Here is a 19,273-nt window from a genome sequence, read left to right as displayed (position 1 = left end):
GTCCACCCGCTTAGCGGGTGGTTTTCTGCTTCGGTCGCTTCCGCTCCCTCAACTGCCTGAAGGCTTAACCAAAAAAAGACGCCCGGCAGAGCCGGACGCCTTTTCAGGGGAGAGCCTTTTAGAAGGCGATGGTCATGAGCGGATAGCCTACAAAGGAGAGCAGCAGGATATTGAATACCCAGAAGTAAGTTGCATACTTGATGACCGTTCTCTGATGCACCCATTCCGTGTCGCCGTACAGAATGGCGGACGTGGTGGCCGCGGCGGGCGTGGCGATGCCGAGGGTGCAGGAAAGAATGACGCAGGAGAGAAGAGCCTGAGGATCGACGGTGCCGTTGGCCACGGCCAGCGTGTAGGCGATGGGAGCGAAGGTGGCCGCGCAGGCATTGTTGTTGGTGAGCTGCGTGCACAGGGTCGTGGTGCACACGACGATGAACACCAGCAGGTTGCCGCTGAAGCCGGCGAGCAGAGGTTCGCAGGTGTCGGCGATGAACTTGGTCACGCCGGTAGCTTCAAAGGCTCCGGTGATTCTGAGCACGGCCGCCACAAGGAAGAGCGCAGGCCAGGCCACGGACTTGTGCATGATTTCTCTCAGGCTGATGCCTTCCTTGAAGTTCAGCATGAGATAAAGGCCGATGTAGGCGAGCAGAATGCCGTTGTTGCCCATGGCCTTGAGGAACTTGGAAAGAGCCCAGCTGCCGGGAAGGATGTTGGGCAGAAGAAGAAGCACGATCAGGCCGAGGAACGACCACAGGATGGTCTTCTGATAGGGGGAAAGCTGTTCGTCGAAGTGCATGCAGTCGCGGGTTTCCAGAATGGGCGACACGTCGGCCTTGAGCACGTACTTGCAGATGAATATGACGAAGAAGATGGAAAGCAGAAGAAGCAGGCCGGTCACGCCCACATACGCGGCAAGATTGATTTCCTGGCCGCCGCTCATCTGGCCGTAAATGCCGAACACGATGGCGGGAAGGCTCTTGAAAGGCAGCATCATGTATGCGATGTCGGCAACGTACAGCATGGCAAGCAGCAGAATCATGGGGAATGTGTCGCCGGGCTTGTAGCCGTACTGCCGGCAGACTTCCTTGATGAGCGGGAACGCCACGAGCACGGCGGCTGTCATGGTCAGCATGGTCGCCAGGGCACACATGGCGATGCAGAGCATGAACACGAGGACCCACGGCCTTCCGACGACGACGGGAACGCAGATGATGCGACGGGCCACATATTCGGCTATGCCGGCCGCATTGATGATGCTGGCCACCATGCAGAAGAAGAGCAGAAGCAGGTACGTGTTGTTGCCGAAAGCCCCGCCCAGCACGGTATCCATGGGTTGCGGCAGCGTCATGCCGAGAACGACAAGTCCCATGAAGGACGGCCAGATCATGTCGATGAAAAGCCATCCATAAAGAACGCCGAAAAAGACACCAACCACTGCAAGTCCATCAGAAGTCAGTCCTTCCGGAGGTGTAATAAACCGAAATACCACCATGATAAGAATCATGACTGCGAGATTTACATAGAATTTCGGTCCATTTTTCGTTAATGAAAAACTCATGTCCTACCTCCATCCCATTGAAAATCAAATAAAATGACCTTATCAAGCCATTTTAGATGAAAAAAATTTTATTCACATGAGGAATAGTAAAAAAAAGCAGTCCATTAATACACAATAATAAAACTGCTTCTGTAACCGTAAATGCACATATAAGAACAGCGCTCTCTTATGAATTAATATTAATAAAGAAAACTGATAAAAAGAAAAATATTAATTATCAATGGCTGGATATCAGTTTGAATTATGGGAGAGGAAATAGCCTTGCCTGAATGAGAACATACGGGTTAGGATACGACATGGAGCAGGCCTTGTCCGGCCGTCACGGCGGAATTTCAATCCGCACGGACACAGCTCCGTCAACCGTTCAGGGGAGGTAGAAATGCGCCTGGAGCAGCTGGAATATTTTGTGGCTACCGCCGACGCCGGAGCCATCAGCGCCGCCGCACAGCGTCTGGGGATCTCTCAGCCTGCCGTTTCCGCCGCCGTGCGGAGCCTGGAAAAGGAACTTGGCAGTCCTCTGCTCAAGCGCGGCAACAGCGGTGTCAGTCTCACCCCTCTCGGACGTCTCACCTATCGCGATGCCCACGCCATTCTGGAACTCGTACAGAATATACAGGCCAGGGGCAAAAGCGTGGAGGCAGGAGGCTCGCTGGCCGTATGCGCGCAGCCGTTGCTGTCGTTTCATCTGACAAGCAGCATCGTGCTTCCCTTCAAGAAGCTGCATCCCAAAATCAACGTCTTTGTCCGCAACGTGCCAAACGTCGATATCATCGCCGATCTGAAAAGCGGACGTTCCAACATTGCAGTCACGCTGGTATGCATGGGGCTTAAAATCCGTGAGCAGGCACGGGGCATGGGATGTGAAATCGTTCCGCTCTACACCGACGAACGCAAGATGTTCATAGGTTCGGGACACCCGCTGGCGAACAAGGACGAACTTGAGCCCGAAGATCTGAAAAAGCTGCACATTGCCTACTACTCCCACAGCTCGGATCATGTCTCCTCCCGCTACGCCCCGTACTTCGGCGGAGAATACCGTCTGGCCAACAGAAACGACATTCTCGATCTCGTCATACGCAACGAGGCCGTCTTCATTCAGGCCGGAACCATGTTTCAGCACGATTACCGCGTACGCAAAGGCATGATGGTGGCAAAAAGCATTCCCATAGAAGAACTCGATCACAGCGCACCCATCGTGGCCATACGCGCCCCGGAACTCTCTCTGGCAGAGCGTCTGTTCTGGGAATTTCTGGTGGAGAACTTCTCAAAGACCCTGCCTCCCGCCAGCCCCAAAGCCACTCCGCCCGACATCAACGTCAAATAAGTTCCCGGGCCAGCTTCTCATGAAAAACATAAAAAAGGACGGCAGCAAAAGCTGTCGTCCTCTTTAGTTTGCATATCGTCGTTTTCTCTACGGAACCAGAGGGGCGAAGCCGAGGCCCATTTCCACAGGAAGACCGAACATGAGATTGGCATTGGCCACGGCCTGCCCGGAAGCGCCGCGGCACAAATTGTCGATGGCCGAGGTTATGATGAGCCGGCCCGTGCGTTCATCCACGGTGACGGCGATGTCGCAGAACATGGTTCCGCGCACGTTGCGGGTCTCCGGCAGCCTTCCGGCGGGCAGCACGCGCACCCAGGGGCAGTCCTTCCAGAAGTCCTCGTACATGGCCTGAACATCGGCCTGAGAGAGCTGGCTCGTCAGTCTGGTGTAAATGGTGGCGAGAATGCCCCGGCTGATGGGCAGAAGATGCGGATTGAACGACACCGTGACGGGCATTCCCGCAGCGACGGAAAGCTCCTGCTCGATTTCCGGCGTGTGACGATGCTTTCCGCCGATGTTGTAAGGGCGGAAGGAATCAGCCACCTCGCAGAACAGAGAGCTCACCACGGCCTTGCGGCCTGCGCCGGTAGTGCCGGACTTGGCGTCAATGACAATGTCGTCGGTACGGACTATGCCGCCCTTAAGCGCAGCGTACAGACCGAGAATGGACGCCGTGGGATAGCAGCCGGGATTGGCCACGAGACGCGCCCCGCGAATCTGCTCCCCGTAGATTTCAGGAAGTCCGTACACAGCGTGCGCAAGATATTCCCTGCGGGTATGCGGCTTGTACCAGGCCTCGTACACGTCGGCGTCGCGCAGACGAAAGTCTGCTGAAAGATCAACGACCTTCACGCCGGTGTCATAGAGCGCCGCGCCTATTTCCATGGCCACACCGTGCGGCACGGCAAGAAAGACCACGTCGCAGATTCCGGCCAGCGCTTCCGCATCAGGTTCCATGAGCACGACGTCGGCGCCCGGAAGTCCCTGAAGGAAAGGATACACGGCATCCAGCCGCCGACCGGCGTCCTGCCGGGAGGTAGCAGCGGTCAGTCTGATGGAAGGATGGGAAGCCAGAATCCGGGAAAGTTCCATCCCCGTATAGCCCGTTACGCCGACCAGTCCGGCTCGAAGCATGGCAAAACTCCAGAAAAGGGCCGGAGAATCCGGCCCGCTGATGGTGAGAGGTGCGTCAGGAACGCGCCACGAACTTCACGCGCAGCTCATAGAGAACGTCGCGCATGAGCTTGCTTTCTTCGGGCGTAAGACCATTGCGCGTCTTGTCGTCAAGCATGGTAAGCACATCTATGGCATTGCGGGCAAGAGCCTCGTTGCAGGACGTGCCCCCGGTTTCCGGGTTGGGCACCTCACCAAGATGCACCAGCGCCGAAGAGGCGAGAGAAAGCACAAAGGTCGAAAACGTCACTTCCGGCAGCACTGTGGCCGAATCGTTCTTGTCTGACATGACACCCCCGAATGACCTGAACGAAAATCGTTATTCCTGATAATTGGGCTTTGCGTTGACCATGGTCGTGTCCAGAGGATACAGGTACACGGCGCAGCGGGTCTTGATGCCGGAGCCGAGGCCGGCGTAGGAGTTGACGCTCACCACGAGATCAATCTTGCCGTTGTTGTTCACGTCGGCAACGCTCACGTCGCACACCGTGCCCTTGATGCGGCGGGTCTTCCACAGAAGTTCCATGCCCATGCCGTTCCACAGCATGGCGTGAATTTCACCCTGCGGATAGGTGCGGTAATTCGAGAACAGCTTGCCTGCAGCGGTCACGGGCTTGTTGGCGATGAGCTCGTAGCGACCGTCACGGTCAAGATCCACGACGGGCATGCGCATGGGCACATAGTAAAGCACCATGTCGGAGCTCTCCCGGCTGGCGGAAAGCGCGCCTATGCCACGGTCGCCTTCCACGTAGACGGAGCTTCCGCTGTAGGTATCCTCGGTACCGGCAAGGCGATGACCACGATCGTCGAAAGTGAGCAGAGTTTCGTTTTCGGCAATGAGCGCCAGATGGTCGCCTCTTTTGCCCTTGTCCGCGGGAATCCAGGAGAAATTGAACACCGTAGCCTGCGAGGGCAGGTTGGAAAGCTTGCCGCCGCGCACCACCTCGTCTCCGCGGATGCGGCCTTCATACACGGAACCGCTCACGACCTTGCTGCGGTCGCTGTCCTGCATGATGAGCGTGGGCGCGTAGAGCGGAGGAATCTTGGCCACGTTGAGGTAGCGACGCACGTTGCGCACCACCACGTTGAACTTGCCCTGCGAGAACTGCAGAACCTGAGAGTACGCGGAAGAATCGGTCTTGTTAAACCCGGTGAGTATGACGTAGTTTTTGCCGTCCTGCTTGAAGTGACGGGCAAGCACGGGCTTCATGGAGGCGGGAAGGTCGTAGGTGCCTATCTCCACGAGCTTGTTGCCGTCCCGCCACACATATGCGTTCAGCGTATTGTCGTTGAGCAGCAGCACTTCGTTCTTGCCGTCGCCGTTGATGTCCGCCACTTCCATGCCGAGACATTCAAAGCCGAGCATCTGACTGCGAATCTGGGAACGGTCGTCCTCGGTGCCCTGATAGCGCAGGGAGGGATTGAGATACGTGCCGTTCTGTACGCGCCCGTAGGACTCGTTCATGACAAAGGCGCTGCTGGGGGCGCCGGAAGGCGCGGCGGCGGAACGGGTCACGTCGGTACGGCCGAAGACTTCCACGTTGATGCTGTCGGCCACGTTCTGCACGCCGCCGATAAGAGCATTCACAGGGCTCGTGGCGGCTTCCTTCCACACCTTGCCGTCGGGAGAGAGCGCGCTCACGTCGAGACTGGCCTGATCGCCCATGACGGTAACGCTGCCCCATATCACATAATCAGCGCTGAACTTGCGGGCCATGGCGGAGGCGGCATCCTTCGAGGCGGGGGCCTTTTCCTTCAGCGCGGCGTCCTGACGTCCGACAGGTTCAAACTTGCCCTGAAGATAAAGACGCGACGTCAGCATGGACGGCACGGCCTGTCCGAGATAGGAATATCCCTGAGCGCCGGACACCGCAAAGGGAGCCACCACATAGGTGGCCGCCATGGCGGGCACTTGCATCATCAGGAACAGAAGGGTAAATGCCCATATAGCGGGCAGAAAACGTCTGGACATACAATACTCCTTGAAGGATTTGCAAGGGACTCTACACTTTCTCGCCCCAAACGGCAACAGCGCGGCTCCGGCCTTTTTGTAACAACCGCACCAGCATCAGCCCACTTCAGAGAACATGACCACAGCACGCCGTTCCTTCCGATTCGCCTGTGCCCCCGAGGAAATTCCCGTTGCAGAGGAAATGCTCCGTCTGCAGGGGTTCCGCTTTGAACCCGACCCCTTCTTTTCGCCAGCCCGGCGTCTTGTGGAAGGACCGGGCCCGCTCGGCAACAGTCTCGCGGGCTTCTTCGGTCTCATCTACATTCAGGACAGAGCCTCCATGCTGCCGCCCATTGCGCTTGATCCGCCCAGGGGCGCGTCCGTGCTCGACATGTGCTCGAGTCCGGGCAGCAAGACCAGCGAACTTGCCTGGCTTGTGGGGCCGCACGGCATGGTGCTCGGCAACGAGCCTTCGCCCGTGCGCCTTGCCAACCTGCGCCGCAACCTGCACGTCATGGGGCTGACGCAGACCGTGACCTGCTGCCAGAGCGGAGAAAAGCTCCCCCTGCCCGACGCCTCGTGGGACTACATTCAGCTCGATCCACCCTGCTCCGGCTGGGGCACGGTGGAAAAGAATCCCCGCGTCATGGACATCTGGAAGGACGACAAGGTAGCCCCGCTCATCCGGCTGCAGAAGGATCTTCTGCGCGAGGCGGCAAGGCTGCTCAGGCCCGGCGGCGTAGTGGTGTACTCCACCTGCACCACGGACGTGGAGGAAAACGAAAAGCAGGTGCTCTTTGCCCGCGAGGAACTCGGACTCGAGCTTGAGCCTCTTGCCGACGTGCCGGGCTTCGATCTTCAGACGCCGCAGGGCTGCGAAGGGGTATGGTGCCTTTCACCGAAAATAGGCGACACCCAGGGGTTCTTCGTGGCAAGACTACGCAAAAGCGGCCGCAGCGAGGGCCCCGTGCCGTACACGGAACATCCGGTGCAGGCCGAGGTCGTCAGCGAACGCCAGCTTCGCGAACAGGGACTTGACCCGCGTCTCGTGCATGCCGAAATCGGCATGTTCGGCGCAAGTCTGCACGCACTGCCCGTATCCGCGCTCGCCATGCTGCCCGAAGAACTGCACTGGCAGGGGCTCTACATGGGCAAGGCGGGCAAGAACGGCGATCTGCGCCTTTCTCCGCGTGTGCGCATCGAAGGCCCCGGCCCTCATGTCGACCTGGAGGGTGAAGAAGGGCTGCGCATCATATCGGGTCTTCTGCAGGGACAGAGCCTGCCCGCCCCATCATCGGTTCCCGCGGGTGCGCGCACCGCGCTCCTGCGGTGGAACGGACTTCCCCTCGGCAGGCTGAACGTCAAGAACAAGCGCCTCATCTGGTCGGAACGCTAGCGAAAGCTGGCGGGGCGGGCGTTGCCCGGCAGCGCTCCGCCCCGCGTACCGGACTCATGGGGTCAGGCAACGCCGTCCACACTGTCCACGCAAAGACGGGAACGACCGTTCTTCCTCGCCATGAGCAGTACGAACGTGGCCGGAGCATCAGGCCTTGTAAACACGAAACGCAGCCTCTCCGGGCGCATTCTGGACGGAAGCGCCGCAAGAAGTTCCGCCGTGCGCTCCGCCCCGCTCACGGCGGCCAGACAACCTCCGCTCTTCAGCAGGGCATCGGCCGCCGAAAAAAAGACAGGAAACGTGCGCTCCGTGCCGAAAAGCGCCGTCCTGCGCAAAGGTGAGGGAGGCAGTCGCCCCTCGCCCTCGCGCCGCCACGGCGGATTACAGAGCACCGCGTCAAAGAGGGGAAGGCTGTCGGATGATGCGCCGCTCTGCCGTGCCAGCGCGCTTCTTGCCGCACGAAGACTGTCGGGGGAAGAGACGTCCCCTTCCAGCGCGCAGAAACGCTCCGAAAGGCCGAGCCGCGAGGCATTGCGTCCCGCAGCTCCGGCAAGACTCGGCTGCAGTTCCAGCCCCACGCCACGCCACAGCGGTCTTTTCTGCAACGCAGCCAGCGCCACCACGCCGCACCCTGTTCCGAGATCGGCAAAAAAAGCATTTTCGGGCAGGGCGAGGCCTGCGGAAAAATCAGCCAGCAGCAGCGCATCGCCGCTGAATCGAAAACTTCCTTCCGGCTGCTCCAGCCCGGCGGGAAATCTCGTCTCTTCCGGCCGCATTTCTTCCTCATTCATGCCGCTTGCTCCCCCCTGTCGTCATTGCGCAATATTTGCGTTCCCGCTATAACAATGTCCGCTGTTTCATCGTCGGACGTCCGCCGTCCGGCCCGCCTTCTTCGACCCTTTCCCGCCGCGAGTCATCCATGTTCCGAGCCGACCTGCACATACACTCCCGTTTCTCCCGCGCCACAAGTTCGCGCCTCACCGTGCCCCATCTCGCGGCATGGGCTTCCGCCAAGGGCATAGACGTTCTGGCCACGGGCGACTTCACTCATCCCGCATGGCGGCAGGAGCTGCGCGATGCTCTCGAACAGGACGAAGAAAGCGGTCTGTTCCGCCTGAAAGCCCCGCTTTCCCGCGACGACATGGCCAGAGAAATTCCGCAGCTCGCAGGACTCGAGCCGCGCGAGCCCAAATTCATGCTCGAGGCGGAAATCAGTTCTATCTACAAGAAAAACGGAGCGGTGCGCAAGATACATAGTCTGGTCTACATGCCGGATTTCGAGTCCGCCGACCGTCTCTGCGAAAAACTGGAAACCATAGGCAACCTCAAGTCGGACGGTCGTCCCATTCTCGGTCTGGACGTGAAGGATCTGCTTTCCATAGTGCTCGACATTCCCCGGGCCTTCATGATTCCCGCCCACATCTGGACGCCGTGGTTCGCCCTCTTCGGTTCCAAATCCGGCTTCAACAGCCTCGACGAGTGCTTCGAGGATCTCACGCCCCATATCTTCGCCGCGGAAACCGGTCTTTCCTCCGACCCGGACATGAACCGCTGCTGGAGCCATCTCGACAGACTGCTCATGGTGTCGAGCTCCGACGCCCATTCCGGCGAAAACCTCGCGCGCGAGGCCACGCTTTTCGACGGCGCGGCAAGCTACGACGGCATTTTTGACGCGCTGCATCAGAAAGACGGAGACACGCTCTACAAGGGTACGCTGGAATTCTTCCCCGAAGAAGGCAAGTACCATCTCGACGGACACCGCGCCTGCGGCGTGGTGCTCGAGCCTGCGGAAAGCATGAAGCTGGGCGACCTCTGCCCCGTCTGCGGCAAGCCTCTCACCGTGGGCGTGCTGCATCGCGTGCTTGAGCTGGCCGATCGCACCGAACCGCCCTGTCCCGGCAAGGACTTTCAATCGCTCATTCCCCTGCCGGAAATTCTCGGCGAAATCCTGCACTGCGGCCCGAAGACAAAGAAGGCGCAGGAAAAGTATGCCGACATGCTGAGCCGCTTCGGTTCGGAAATGACCATTCTCATGGACACGCCCGAAGACGATCTTCGTCACGCGTGGCCGGAACTCGGCGAAGCCGTGGCGCGCATGCGCGCAGGCCGTGTCATACGCCACGGCGGATACGACGGCGAATACGGTACCATACGGCTTTTTGAAGAGAGGGAAAACGCCCCCTCTCTTCTGGAACGCGTGCCTGTCGCAAGGCGCGCCCCGCTGCCGAAACGCACTGCAGGGACTCAAAAAAAAAGCCTGATGCCGGGCGAATCGAAAACAGGCACTGAACTGAGAGAGCATCCCCGAAAGAGCGACAAAGCCGCGCTGTCCCTGTCGCCGGACTCCTTCAGTCCCATGCAGAAGGAGGCGCTCAATGCCGGCCCCGGCCCTGTGCTGGTGCTGGCCGGTCCCGGTGCGGGCAAGACGAGAACGCTGGTCGGAAGGCTGGCCCGCCTGCTGAAAAGCGGTGTGAAGGCTTCGGACATCGTGGCCGTCACCTTTACAAGGCGCGCTGCGGAAGAAATGCGCGCAAGACTCGCCTCGGCGCTGCGCACCGCGGACGACGATCCGGTCGATCTGCCGGAAACCGACACGCTCCATGCCCTCGCCCTGAAGCACTGGCCCGGAGAAGCTCCCGTCGTGCTTTCCGAAGAGAGCGCGCGCAAGGCCTTTGCCTCGGCCAATCCCGGGCTCAGCGCGAAAGAAGCCTCACGCCTTTACGACCGCATGGAACTCGGGCGCGAAACGCTTTCGCTGCCCGACGATCTCACGCCTCTGGCCCAGCGCTACCGGCAGTGGAAAAAAGAGCGCAATCTTGCCGACTACACCGACCTTCCGGAAACCTGGCTGCATGAGCTCAAGAGCAGAAACTACGGCGCCGCCAAGCCATGGAAGCACATTCTTGTGGATGAGGTGCAGGATCTCTCCCCGCTGCAGAAGGCTCTTGTAGAAGCGCTCACCCCGGCTGACGGCTCGGGCTTCTTCGGCATAGGCGACCCTGATCAGTCCATCTACGGATTCCGCGGCGCGGATTCCGGCATAGAAGAGGCGCTGCGCGCCCGCTGGCCGCAGCTTCGCGTGCTGGGTCTCACCGAAAGCCACCGCTCTGCGGCCGCCATTCTGGAGGCCGGACACGACGCTCTGGCCGGTCACGGCGCCTGCGGCGAGCTCTCATCCGTTACCGGCTCCTCCGCCACCCTGCAGTGGATGGCCGCGCCGAGTGCCGAGCGTGAAGCCGCATGGATTGCCGACCGCATAGCCTATCTCATCGGCGGCACGTCCCACCAGCAGGCCGACCTGCACGAAAGTCTCGCAGGCTGTCATCTCGAGTCGGGTTCCTGCAGCCCCGGAGAAATCGCGGTGCTCTGCCGCATCAAGGCGCTCATGGCTCCCATACGCGCAGCGCTGGAACGCCGGGGCATTCCCTGTTCCGCACCCGAAACCGAGGCATTCTGGACCGATGAACGCGCGGACGCGCTGCTTCAGGCCGCCGCCCGCATACACCGCCGGGAAGAGCACACGAAGAAGGAAGCCGCCTTCCTCGACGCCAGCCGCTTTCCGCTTCTTGCGGCCATGGCTCCCGCCACGCAGGAAAACGACGACTGGAAGGAAGATGTGCTGGACAACGTGCCCGTGGAAATCTGGGAACAGGGCCCGGACGCCGTTCTGACCCGCTGCCCGGATCGCTTCGACCCGCTTTTTGCCGACTCTTCGGCCTTCAAACGCCTCCGTCTCGCATGGAAGGAGCACGGCGGCTGGCCCGGGCTTCTGGAATTCGTGTCCTTCCGGCGGGAACTGGACATGGTGAAAGGACAGGCGGAATATGTGCAGCTCATGACGCTGCACGCATCCAAGGGCCTGGAGTTCAAGGCGGTCTTCATTCCCGGCGCAGAAGACGGGCTTCTGCCCTTCCGCGGCGTGGGCACGCTTCTCCACAAGGAGGATGACTTCACCCCTCCCCCCGTGGAAGAAGAGGAAAGACTGCTCTATGTGGGCATCACAAGAGCTTCGGAAGCGGTGTTTCTTTCCTCAGCCGCCACGCGTACGCTCTACGGCCACAAGCTCTCGCTTCCACCCTCGCCGCTGCTTCCGCTCTCGCACTTTCATGCCGTAAAGCTGACGCGTCACACAAAAACCACGGCAAGCCAGCTCAGCCTGTTCTGACATGCCTTTTGCCGGAAAGATTCCTGTAGACGAACACGATGCAGTCTTCCCGCTTCCTGTTTTGAAAAGAATCCGCTCAGGAACAAACGTCTGTTCCCGAGCGGGTTCCTTCCTGCCGTACCCTTTCTCATGACGGCTGAAAATTTTGTATTATGAGGCCTCGCTGGGGTGCCGCCCCCCTGCCTCCCTGAAAACGATGAGCGGACAGTTCTGACAGATGTCCGCACCCGGGAAGGGATGGCCCGAACGTGTGAGGGAAACGCCGCCCGTCTTCTCCACCCTGGAGGCCATGCGCTGCACCAGGGCATGGATGTGGAAACCGGGAATCATGACATTGATTTCGCCGCGCTCCATCTTGCCGGAATTGTAGCTGCCCGCGCAGGCCAGCGTCATGTTGGCCTGACCGTGGATGAAGCTGAACGCCGTGCCGCCGCACACCGCGGAATTGATACTGAGAGAGGGGCGGAAAGGATGCACGCCGGAAACCGCCATCCAGTCGTCCACAAGGTGATAGGCCTGCATGTTGTCGCAGCAAAAATGCACCACGTCCGGCGCGGTCTCGCAGCAGCGAAGGGGCTGCATGAGCACGGCGAGAGGGGCTCTCTCCATGCGAGGCTTGCTTTCCACAAAGGCGCGGACCTGCTCCCTGTCCGTCCCGAAACGAAGAAGATCGTTTACCACAGTCTCGCTCACCTCGTCCACGCCGAACGAACAGCGCGCATCAAGGCACCAGAGCTTCTTCATCTCCAGAAGCACGGTGCGCCCTTCCATGCGCGCCCCGAGTTCCGCCTGACAGAAGGTAAGCGGACGCACGGGTTCACAGTATCTTCCTCGCCTCTGAACCTCGCCAAGACTTTCATCGTCAAAAAGAAAGGTCATGCCCACGGGCTCATGCATGAGGCGAAGGGAACGCATGAGCACATCATGCATGCGTGCGTAGTCGTCCATGGTTCTTCTCCCGCAAAAACGTGTTCGTTCCCGGATCATCCCTGACGGGCAGAATGCTTCCGCATTCGGACGGCGCCGCCATTTCACGGCAGAAGCTGCCTCCGGGACAGCTCCCGAAAGGCGGGCCTGAATCAGCGGGAAACCGGGAACGGCGGCCGCCCGCGCCTTTCAGCAGGAAGAATCCCGCTTCAGTTGTCGGAATCCAGAGCCCTTACTTCGACCTGACCTTCCTCATTGAAGCTCAGGGTAAATGTCCGACCGTACCTCAGCAGAAAATCGCTGTCCGCAATGAAGGTCACATCTTCCACGGTCACGCTCTGATCCTCGTCTTCATCCATTTCTTCCAGCGCAAGCCCGAGAATAATGCGGGAACGGCAGCCCCCGCCCAGCGTGTACTCGCGCAGACGGACGCAAACGCCCTCTTCCTCGTCTTCCAGCATGGAACGGAGTTTCTTCAGCATCTCTTCATTGACGGTTACTGCAAACATGGTCGTCTCTCCCGTGTTTTCAGCAGGCTCAGCCGACGGCTCCGCTGCTCATGCCGGACGCTTCCGGAATGCCGGACTCCGGTCACAAACGCCCTGATCAGGCGCCCGAAGCCGTCAGCACTACCTGCCTGTCTTCGTTGAAGCTCAGCTCGTAAGCCTTGCCGTACTTTGTCAGAAAATCCCTGTCCGCGATGAACGGAACGTCCTCGACGACGATCTTCTCGTCCTCGTCCTCATCCATTTCTTCCATGCCCAGACCGAGCACGATCTTGCAGTGTCATCCGCCGCCGACCTTGTACTCACGCAGACGAATGCAGGTTTCCTCATCTTCATCTTCCAGCATGGCGCGAAGCTTTTCCAGCATCTCTTCGCCTATGGTCACGGTAAACATGGCTGCTCCTTGGTTGTTTTATCCTGTCATGCGACAATGGTGGAAAGGCCGTGTCTCGCAAAGCGTTCCCGAACTGCCCTGAGAGCTTCCGGGGTGTACTGCTCCACCGGGGGCAACGGCTTGCCGAGGGCCTGATACTTGTTTCGTCCGAAGGCATGGCACGGCATGATTTCAATTTCGGAACGGCCGTACCTGCCGAAAAATTCCGCCATGGCGGCCAGGTTCTCGTCGGAATCGTTGAGCCCGGGCATGAGCGGCATGCGTATGTGAACTTCCCTGCCGGATCTGAGCGCCGCGTCCATATTGCGAAGGATAAGCGCGTTGTCCTGCCCGGTCAGCTTCCGGTGCACTTCGGGGTCCATCTGCTTGCAGTCGAAAAGAAAGAGATCCGCCAGAGAAAGGGCCTTGTCGAAACGCTCTTCGGGGCAGAATCCGCAGGTGTCCACGGCAACGTGCCAGCCCTCGCAGAGCGAGGCTTCCAGAAGATCGAGAAAGAACTGTCCCGCCGCCGAAGGTCACGCCCCCGCCGGAATTCTCATAAAAGAGCGCGTCCTTGCGGGCTACGGCCAGAACGTCGTCCACGCTCATGTCCCTGCCGCTCATTTCCCGCGCCCCGGAGGGGCAGACGCCCGCGCAGGCGCCGCAGGAACGGCAAGAAGCCCTGTCGAGTGCGGCAACGCCGTCTTCCATGCGTATAGCCCCGAAGGGGCAGACCTTTTCACAGGCTCCGCACCCCGTGCACAGTTCCCGGAAGAACAGAAGCTCGGGCGAGAAACTCTGGGACTCGGGATTGTTGCACCAGAGGCAGCGGAGCGGGCAGCCTTTCAGAAACACGGTGGTTCTGATGCCGGGGCCGTCCTTGGTGGACATGCGCTGAATGTTGTAGACCGTTCCCCTGCTCATGGCTTTCCTCCCCGAGGCCGTGCGTTTTCTTGAAACCTGGCGGCGGAGCGGTGCTCCGCCGCCTTGCGGTGATTTGATTACCGGGCGTATTCCGTACGCTTGATTATTTCGTTCTGCACGCCTCGGTCGAGGCGGGTGAAGTAGGCGCTGAATCCGGCCACGCGTACCACGAGGTCCTTGTAGTCCTGCGGATGATCCTGCGCGTCCTGCAGCGTGTCGGAGCTCACGCAGTTGAACTGAATGTGCGAGCCGCCGTAGTCGCAGTAGGTCTTGATGAGCGAAATGAGGTTGCGCGCGCCCTGCGGACCTTCCAGTGCAGAAGGCAGGAACTTCACGTTGAAGTGGTTGGCGCCGTAGCGCACGGTATCTATGGCTTCCGCCCCCGACTTGATGAGGGCGGTAATGCCTTCATGGTCGGTGCCGGGCATGGCGGACACGCTGCCGTCGGTAAGGGCCACGCCGGCCTTGCGGCCCGTGGGCAGAGCACCCATGAGCGAACCGAAATAGTTGTGGTACGAGAGGGAATACGCGTCCAGCGGCGTCCTGTGGCCGAAGCAGTCCGGCCCGATGGAGCTGTGGATTTCGTCCACGTCGCGGTAGAAGCGCTGCACGAATTCCTCGATTTCAGGATAATCGTTGCCATGCTTGGGAGCCTCGAAGCACATCCTGCGGATATCCTCATAGCCTTCAAAATTGGCGTTCAGCGCCTCGAGAAGCTGCGCCATGGTGATCTGCTTCGTGTCGAACACCAGATGCCTGATGGCCAGCAGGGAGTTGGCGGCGTCCACGCCGGCGGTCATGATGGGGTTGACCTGCGGATACCTGGTGCCTCCGGCCTCCTCGCACACGCCCTTCTCAACGCAGCCGTCGTACATGACGGAACGGAAAATGCTCGGCACCACCTGCAGACGGGCCATCTGACTGAGATCGGAGTGGTGACGGGAAATGGTGAACAGATGCCGGAGCTGCTCCTTGCAGGCGTCGTACAGTTCCTCAAAGCTCTTGAACTCGCAGGGATCGCCGGTCTGCACGCCCACGACCTTCTTCGTCGAGGGATCCTTGCCGTTGTGGAGCAGAAGTTCCACGACCTTGGCAAGACAGGGCTGATCTTCCTGCGTGATGAAGCTGCCCTTGCCGCAGATGCCGGTGGACACGCAGCCGTAGTTGCCGCAGTTGCGGGCATCTTCGAGAGTAATGCCGCCTTCGTACTGGGCAAAACGGGCAAGGTTGCGCTCGATGACCACGGTGTTGTTCAGAATCTGGGGCTGACCGGAGCCGCCGCGGATGCAGTCCACCACCTTGTTCATGTAGGAGGCCTTGAGCTTGGGATGATAGAGCAGCGTCAGCGTGGGCTGAATGCCGCGCATGCGGATCTGCGTTTCAAGCAGCAGCTCTTCAAGCTCGGTGCTGGCGTCGCGTCCCCAGGCGTCCACGCCGCCGATGGTGATGGTCTGACCGGTGTGGCCGGACAGGGTCTTGGCGTAGGAGCCGCCCTGATATTCGCCGAGCTCCATGTGCTTGATCCACTGGAACTTCAGCAGCGTGATGACCTGTTCCTTCGTCAGCCTGCCCTCGTCGATGTCCTTCTTGTAGAAGGGATACATATACTGACCGTAACGGCCCGGAGAGGTGGCGCAGGCCATCTGCTCCACTTCGATGGCAAGGTGGACGAACCAGAAGGACTGTATGGCTTCACGGAAATTGCGCGCGGGATATTCAGGCACGCGACGGCAGATTTCCGCAATTTCCAGAAGCTCGGCCCTGTTCTTCGGATCGGTTTCGGCCTCGGCCGTCTTTTCCGCAAGCTCGGCATAGCGGTGGGAATGAGCAATGACGGCTTCCGTGGCCACGATCATGGCGCGGTAAAGGTCATGCTTTTCCTTGTTGTCCAGCGTGGTGGGACAGTCATGCAGACGCTTCTTCAAGTCATCTACCACCCAGCGCAGCCCCTTGTTCAGCGCCTTGGGATAGTCGGCAATGCCGGAACCGGAAGCCACGCTCACGTTGTCGTAGTACATGCCCGCCTTGGAGTACTGCGCTGGGTTCACGCCGTACTTGTCCTTATACATCTTGTTGTTCAGGGCAATGCAGGTGCGGTTCTTCCACTTCTTGTAGACCTTTTCAAGCAGCTCTTCCGTTTCCTTCGGGATCTTCATTTCGCCGAGGGACGTCATCTTGGCGAGCTGCATTTCGTCCTTGATCCACGACACGTTCCATTCAGGGTACGGATTCACGCCGCAGCGTATGCCCGTAAGCGTGCCGACGATGGGATTGCCGTCCAGAAAAATTTTCTTGGTCAGCAAAACGCGCTCGAACAGCTTTGCACGTATGTAAAGCGTGGATTCTCCGGCAAACTCGTCATACACATCCAGAAGGCAGCGAAGACGCTCGGGGTCCATGACCTGAGGGGCGGTCATCAGAAAATCCTTCAGCTCCTGAACGCGCTGTTCGGCGGTATCCCAGTTGATGCCGTAGCCCTGCCCTTCCACCGGGGCAGGCGAGGTGAACTGCATGACAGACATGAGGGGTCTCCTGTTGGAAATTTTTATGGAATCGGGAAAAAGTCGTTTGCTTGTGGCCAAAGACAATGCACAAAGCGTGCCAACTTTTTCGTTTGTCAATTAACTATATGAAATACATTTATTTATAAGAAATATACGATAACATTTCACCTTCGGAATTTTTTTCGGAGCCAAAAAAACTTTCTTTTTAAAAAGTATTTTTTTATACATGAGAAAAATTTATCAGACATCCCGACAAAGGATCTCCTATGCTTATCGGTACGAAAAGCTGCAGCGACGTCAGCATGGCAGACGTCATGACCCCTGCCATGCGGGCCATATGGGACCATATGAGCATCGGCGTGGCCATTGTGGACGGCGAGGGAACGTGCGTCTACATGAACGAAATTCAGGCCCGTGTGGACGGATTCAGCACCTCGGGCGTAGTGGGCAAGCACATCACGGAACTCTATGTGCCCAACGGCATGACCCGCATTCCCACCATGGAATGTCTGTACCGGGGCGAGCCGCTTCTGCGGAAGGCCTACTGGTACAAGACCATCAACAATTCCCTGTTCTCCTCAGTAACGGACTTCTATCCTCTGTTCGACGATGGACGGAAGGACGGCGTGCTGGCCTTCACCATGTGGGTGGACAGCGCTCTTCTCACCGGCGAGGCCAAAATGAACACGCGGGCTCCGGCCGCCGCAAGCGAAAGCACCCGCTACACCTTCGAAAGCATCATCGGTCACGATCCGGCGCTGCGCGGAGCCATAAACGACGCCAGGGTAGCCGCGAAAAGTCCGGTTCCGGTCATGATCTGGGGAGAAAACGGCACGGGCAAGGAACTCTTTGCCCAGGCGCTGCACGCCGCAAGTCCGCGAAAGGATTATCCCTTCGTGGCCGTCAACTGTGCGGCCATACCGGAAAATCTTCTGGAAGGCATACTGTTCGGCACGTCAAAGGGCGCGTACACCGACGCGGCGGACAAGCCGGGACTGTTTGAAAAGGCCGACGGCGGAACGCTGCTGCTTGACGAGCTCAACTCCATGCCGCTCGGCCTGCAGGCCAAACTTCTGCGCGTCCTCCAGGAAAAAAGAGTGCGCAGGCTCGGCGCAAACACGGAAAAGGACGTGAATGTACGGGTGATCAGCATTCTCAACGAGCCTCCCATAACGGCCGTGAGCCGGGGCATCCTGCGCAACGACCTCTATTACCGTCTCGCCGTGGTAGGCATTGCCGTGCCTCCCCTGCGAGAGCGGCTGGAAGACATTCCGCTGCTCATATCCTCATTTCTGCAGCGCGACGGAGAAAACCCCGGCGTAAGGGTCTCCGATTCCGTCATGAAGCTGTTCTGGGGATACTCCTGGCCCGGCAACATCCGCGAGCTTCTGCACGTCATCGAAGGCAGTCTCGCGCTGCTCGGCGAGCGCACCGTCATTACCGAAGACTGCCTGCCCCGGCAGTTCCGTGAGGCCTGTCTCAGCAGGCGTGCGGCCGAATCGCAGCCACAGCCTGCCGCCTCGAATGAAATTCCCTTCATCGACGACTATCGCGACGTGCGCAGAAACAGCGTCATTCCTCTTAAAGAGAAGCTCAACGCCTTTGAGTCCCGGTGCATACGCAACGTACTGCGCGTAACAGGCGGCAATGTCTCCAAGGCCGCAAGAATCATGGAGCTTACCGGCCCCGGTCTGCGCTACAAGATGAAGCAGCTCGGCATAAGCGAGGAGGATTATTGAGTCATGTCCGAAGTCGCGAAAAGCTCACCGCTCCCGCTCTTCCGCGGAATCCGTCGGCCACTTCCGGAACGCGGACATCCCGCATCCGACAGATGACCTTGAGCCCCCCCTGCTCATACCGTTCCCTCGGCGTCCGGAAGTTTCGGACGCCGAGGCCGTTGTGCTGTTTTTTGCACCGTCTGTCGCCGCCTTGCCCGACGCTCCGGACACCTTGTTTTTCCGGCAAACTCCAGACAAAGAGCATCAGCAGGTCCTGTTCCCGGAAACAGCGACATGTTTTCTGGACCGGAATCGGAACATCTGTCCTTGTGGAGAGAGCTGACGTCGAGTCTCCTGCAGAAACAAAATTTTTCGTTTTTGAAAATAGGAATAATTTTTACTTAACATATTGATTTAATTCTTTATAATAGAACATATTCCTCCTTTGCTTTCCATCCGTATCACCCATTGCTCCGTTTTTGCATGGGAAAATAAGTGCAAATTATTGAATAGTTATTATTGCCCAGTCCATTTTTTTCGTTTTTACGCAAAATCAATAGCTCTATTTTTCACATATTTCTTTCAAAAAAGAAAAAATTTTTTTCTTTTTTGATAATTTTTCTTTTCCGACTAATGATTTCCATTATCACAAAAAAATATTTTTCTTTTATATTTATAGTGTTATCTATAAATAATTTAATACGGATTCTTTTGGCACAGTTCTTGCTTCAAGTTCACCACCTCACATTCTTTT

General features: G+C 58.7%; 14 protein-coding genes and 1 pseudogene. 4 read left to right on the top strand and 11 right to left on the bottom strand.

Features of this window, described 5'->3' with window-relative positions:
* Nucleotides 1–118: 118 nt before the first annotated feature.
* A complete protein-coding gene (locus Q0J81_RS03340) occupies nucleotides 119–1,558 on the bottom strand; it encodes an SLC13 family permease (protein ID WP_294446022.1) in 1,440 nt (479 codons plus the stop codon).
* A gap of 379 nt (nucleotides 1,559–1,937) precedes the next feature.
* Between Q0J81_RS03340 and Q0J81_RS03335 the strand changes: the two genes are divergently transcribed.
* Nucleotides 1,938–2,882, top strand: coding sequence for a LysR family transcriptional regulator (locus Q0J81_RS03335; protein WP_294446021.1), 945 nt, complete (start codon nucleotides 1,938–1,940; stop codon nucleotides 2,880–2,882).
* Nucleotides 2,883–2,969: 87 nt separating this feature from the next.
* On the opposite strand, the gene argC is transcribed toward Q0J81_RS03335, so the two are convergent.
* Genes argC through Q0J81_RS03320 form a run of 3 tightly spaced genes read right to left on the bottom strand, consistent with a single transcriptional unit; the run spans nucleotide 2,970 to nucleotide 6,027 of the window.
* Nucleotides 2,970–4,016, bottom strand: a complete 1,047-nt coding sequence (argC, locus tag Q0J81_RS03330; protein WP_294446020.1) for an N-acetyl-gamma-glutamyl-phosphate reductase — start codon at nucleotides 4,014–4,016, stop codon at nucleotides 2,970–2,972.
* A gap of 55 nt (nucleotides 4,017–4,071) precedes the next feature.
* Nucleotides 4,072–4,344, bottom strand: a complete 273-nt coding sequence (locus Q0J81_RS03325; protein ID WP_294446019.1) for a DUF1844 domain-containing protein — start codon at nucleotides 4,342–4,344, stop codon at nucleotides 4,072–4,074.
* A gap of 30 nt (nucleotides 4,345–4,374) precedes the next feature.
* Nucleotides 4,375–6,027 carry a VCBS repeat-containing protein gene (locus Q0J81_RS03320; RefSeq protein ID WP_294446018.1) on the bottom strand — a complete coding sequence of 551 codons (1,653 nt, stop codon included), beginning with the start codon at nucleotides 6,025–6,027 and terminating at the stop codon, nucleotides 4,375–4,377.
* Between the two features lie 115 nt (nucleotides 6,028–6,142).
* Here Q0J81_RS03320 and Q0J81_RS03315 point away from each other — a divergent pair, with 115 nt between their 5' ends.
* A complete protein-coding gene (locus Q0J81_RS03315; RefSeq protein ID WP_294446017.1) occupies nucleotides 6,143–7,402 on the top strand; it encodes an RsmB/NOP family class I SAM-dependent RNA methyltransferase in 1,260 nt (419 codons plus the stop codon).
* A 62-nt stretch (nucleotides 7,403–7,464) separates the two neighbouring features.
* On the opposite strand, the gene Q0J81_RS03310 is transcribed toward Q0J81_RS03315, so the two are convergent.
* Complete coding sequence (locus Q0J81_RS03310) at nucleotides 7,465–8,193, bottom strand: methyltransferase (RefSeq protein ID WP_294446016.1); 729 nt, start codon at nucleotides 8,191–8,193, stop codon at nucleotides 7,465–7,467.
* A 128-nt stretch (nucleotides 8,194–8,321) separates the two neighbouring features.
* Between Q0J81_RS03310 and Q0J81_RS03305 the strand changes: the two genes are divergently transcribed.
* Nucleotides 8,322–11,567 (top strand): UvrD-helicase domain-containing protein, encoded by a 3,246-nt coding sequence (locus Q0J81_RS03305; RefSeq protein ID WP_294446015.1) that lies wholly within the window; start codon nucleotides 8,322–8,324, stop codon nucleotides 11,565–11,567.
* A 150-nt stretch (nucleotides 11,568–11,717) separates the two neighbouring features.
* On the opposite strand, the gene Q0J81_RS03300 is transcribed toward Q0J81_RS03305, so the two are convergent.
* The 6 genes and pseudogenes from Q0J81_RS03300 to Q0J81_RS03280 all read right to left on the bottom strand — a co-directional run bounded on the left by Q0J81_RS03300 (nucleotide 11,718) and on the right by Q0J81_RS03280 (nucleotide 16,819).
* A complete protein-coding gene (locus Q0J81_RS03300) occupies nucleotides 11,718–12,515 on the bottom strand; it encodes a DUF169 domain-containing protein (RefSeq protein WP_294446014.1) in 798 nt (265 codons plus the stop codon).
* A gap of 188 nt (nucleotides 12,516–12,703) precedes the next feature.
* Entirely contained in the window at nucleotides 12,704–13,003 is a 300-nt protein-coding gene (locus Q0J81_RS03295; RefSeq protein ID WP_294446013.1) for an ErpA-related iron-sulfur cluster insertion protein, read from the bottom strand.
* 97 nt (nucleotides 13,004–13,100) lie between these two features.
* A complete protein-coding gene (locus tag Q0J81_RS12305) occupies nucleotides 13,101–13,394 on the bottom strand; it encodes an ErpA-related iron-sulfur cluster insertion protein (protein WP_366937507.1) in 294 nt (97 codons plus the stop codon).
* Nucleotides 13,395–13,420: 26 nt separating this feature from the next.
* Nucleotides 13,421–13,840 carry a radical SAM protein gene (locus Q0J81_RS12300; protein ID WP_366937506.1) on the bottom strand — a complete coding sequence of 140 codons (420 nt, stop codon included), beginning with the start codon at nucleotides 13,838–13,840 and terminating at the stop codon, nucleotides 13,421–13,423.
* A 79-nt stretch (nucleotides 13,841–13,919) separates the two neighbouring features.
* Nucleotides 13,920–14,264 (bottom strand): annotated as a pseudogene (locus Q0J81_RS12295) (4Fe-4S binding protein); the annotation flags it as partial.
* 110 nt (nucleotides 14,265–14,374) lie between these two features.
* Nucleotides 14,375–16,819: a glycyl radical protein gene (locus tag Q0J81_RS03280; RefSeq protein ID WP_294446011.1), complete on the bottom strand. Its 2,445-nt coding sequence runs from the start codon at nucleotides 16,817–16,819 to the stop codon at nucleotides 14,375–14,377.
* A 248-nt stretch (nucleotides 16,820–17,067) separates the two neighbouring features.
* On the opposite strand from Q0J81_RS03280, the gene Q0J81_RS03275 reads away from it, so the two are divergent.
* Entirely contained in the window at nucleotides 17,068–18,540 is a 1,473-nt protein-coding gene (locus Q0J81_RS03275; protein ID WP_294446010.1) for a sigma 54-interacting transcriptional regulator, read from the top strand.
* The last annotated feature ends 733 nt before the right edge of the window (nucleotides 18,541–19,273 follow it).

This window comes from uncultured Mailhella sp. (assembly GCF_944324575.1).
In the GTDB taxonomy this organism is placed as follows: Bacteria; Desulfobacterota; Desulfovibrionia; order Desulfovibrionales; family Desulfovibrionaceae; genus Mailhella.
The sequence above is the reverse complement of the archived record's forward strand: the minus strand, read 5'-3'. Positions and strand labels throughout refer to the sequence as shown.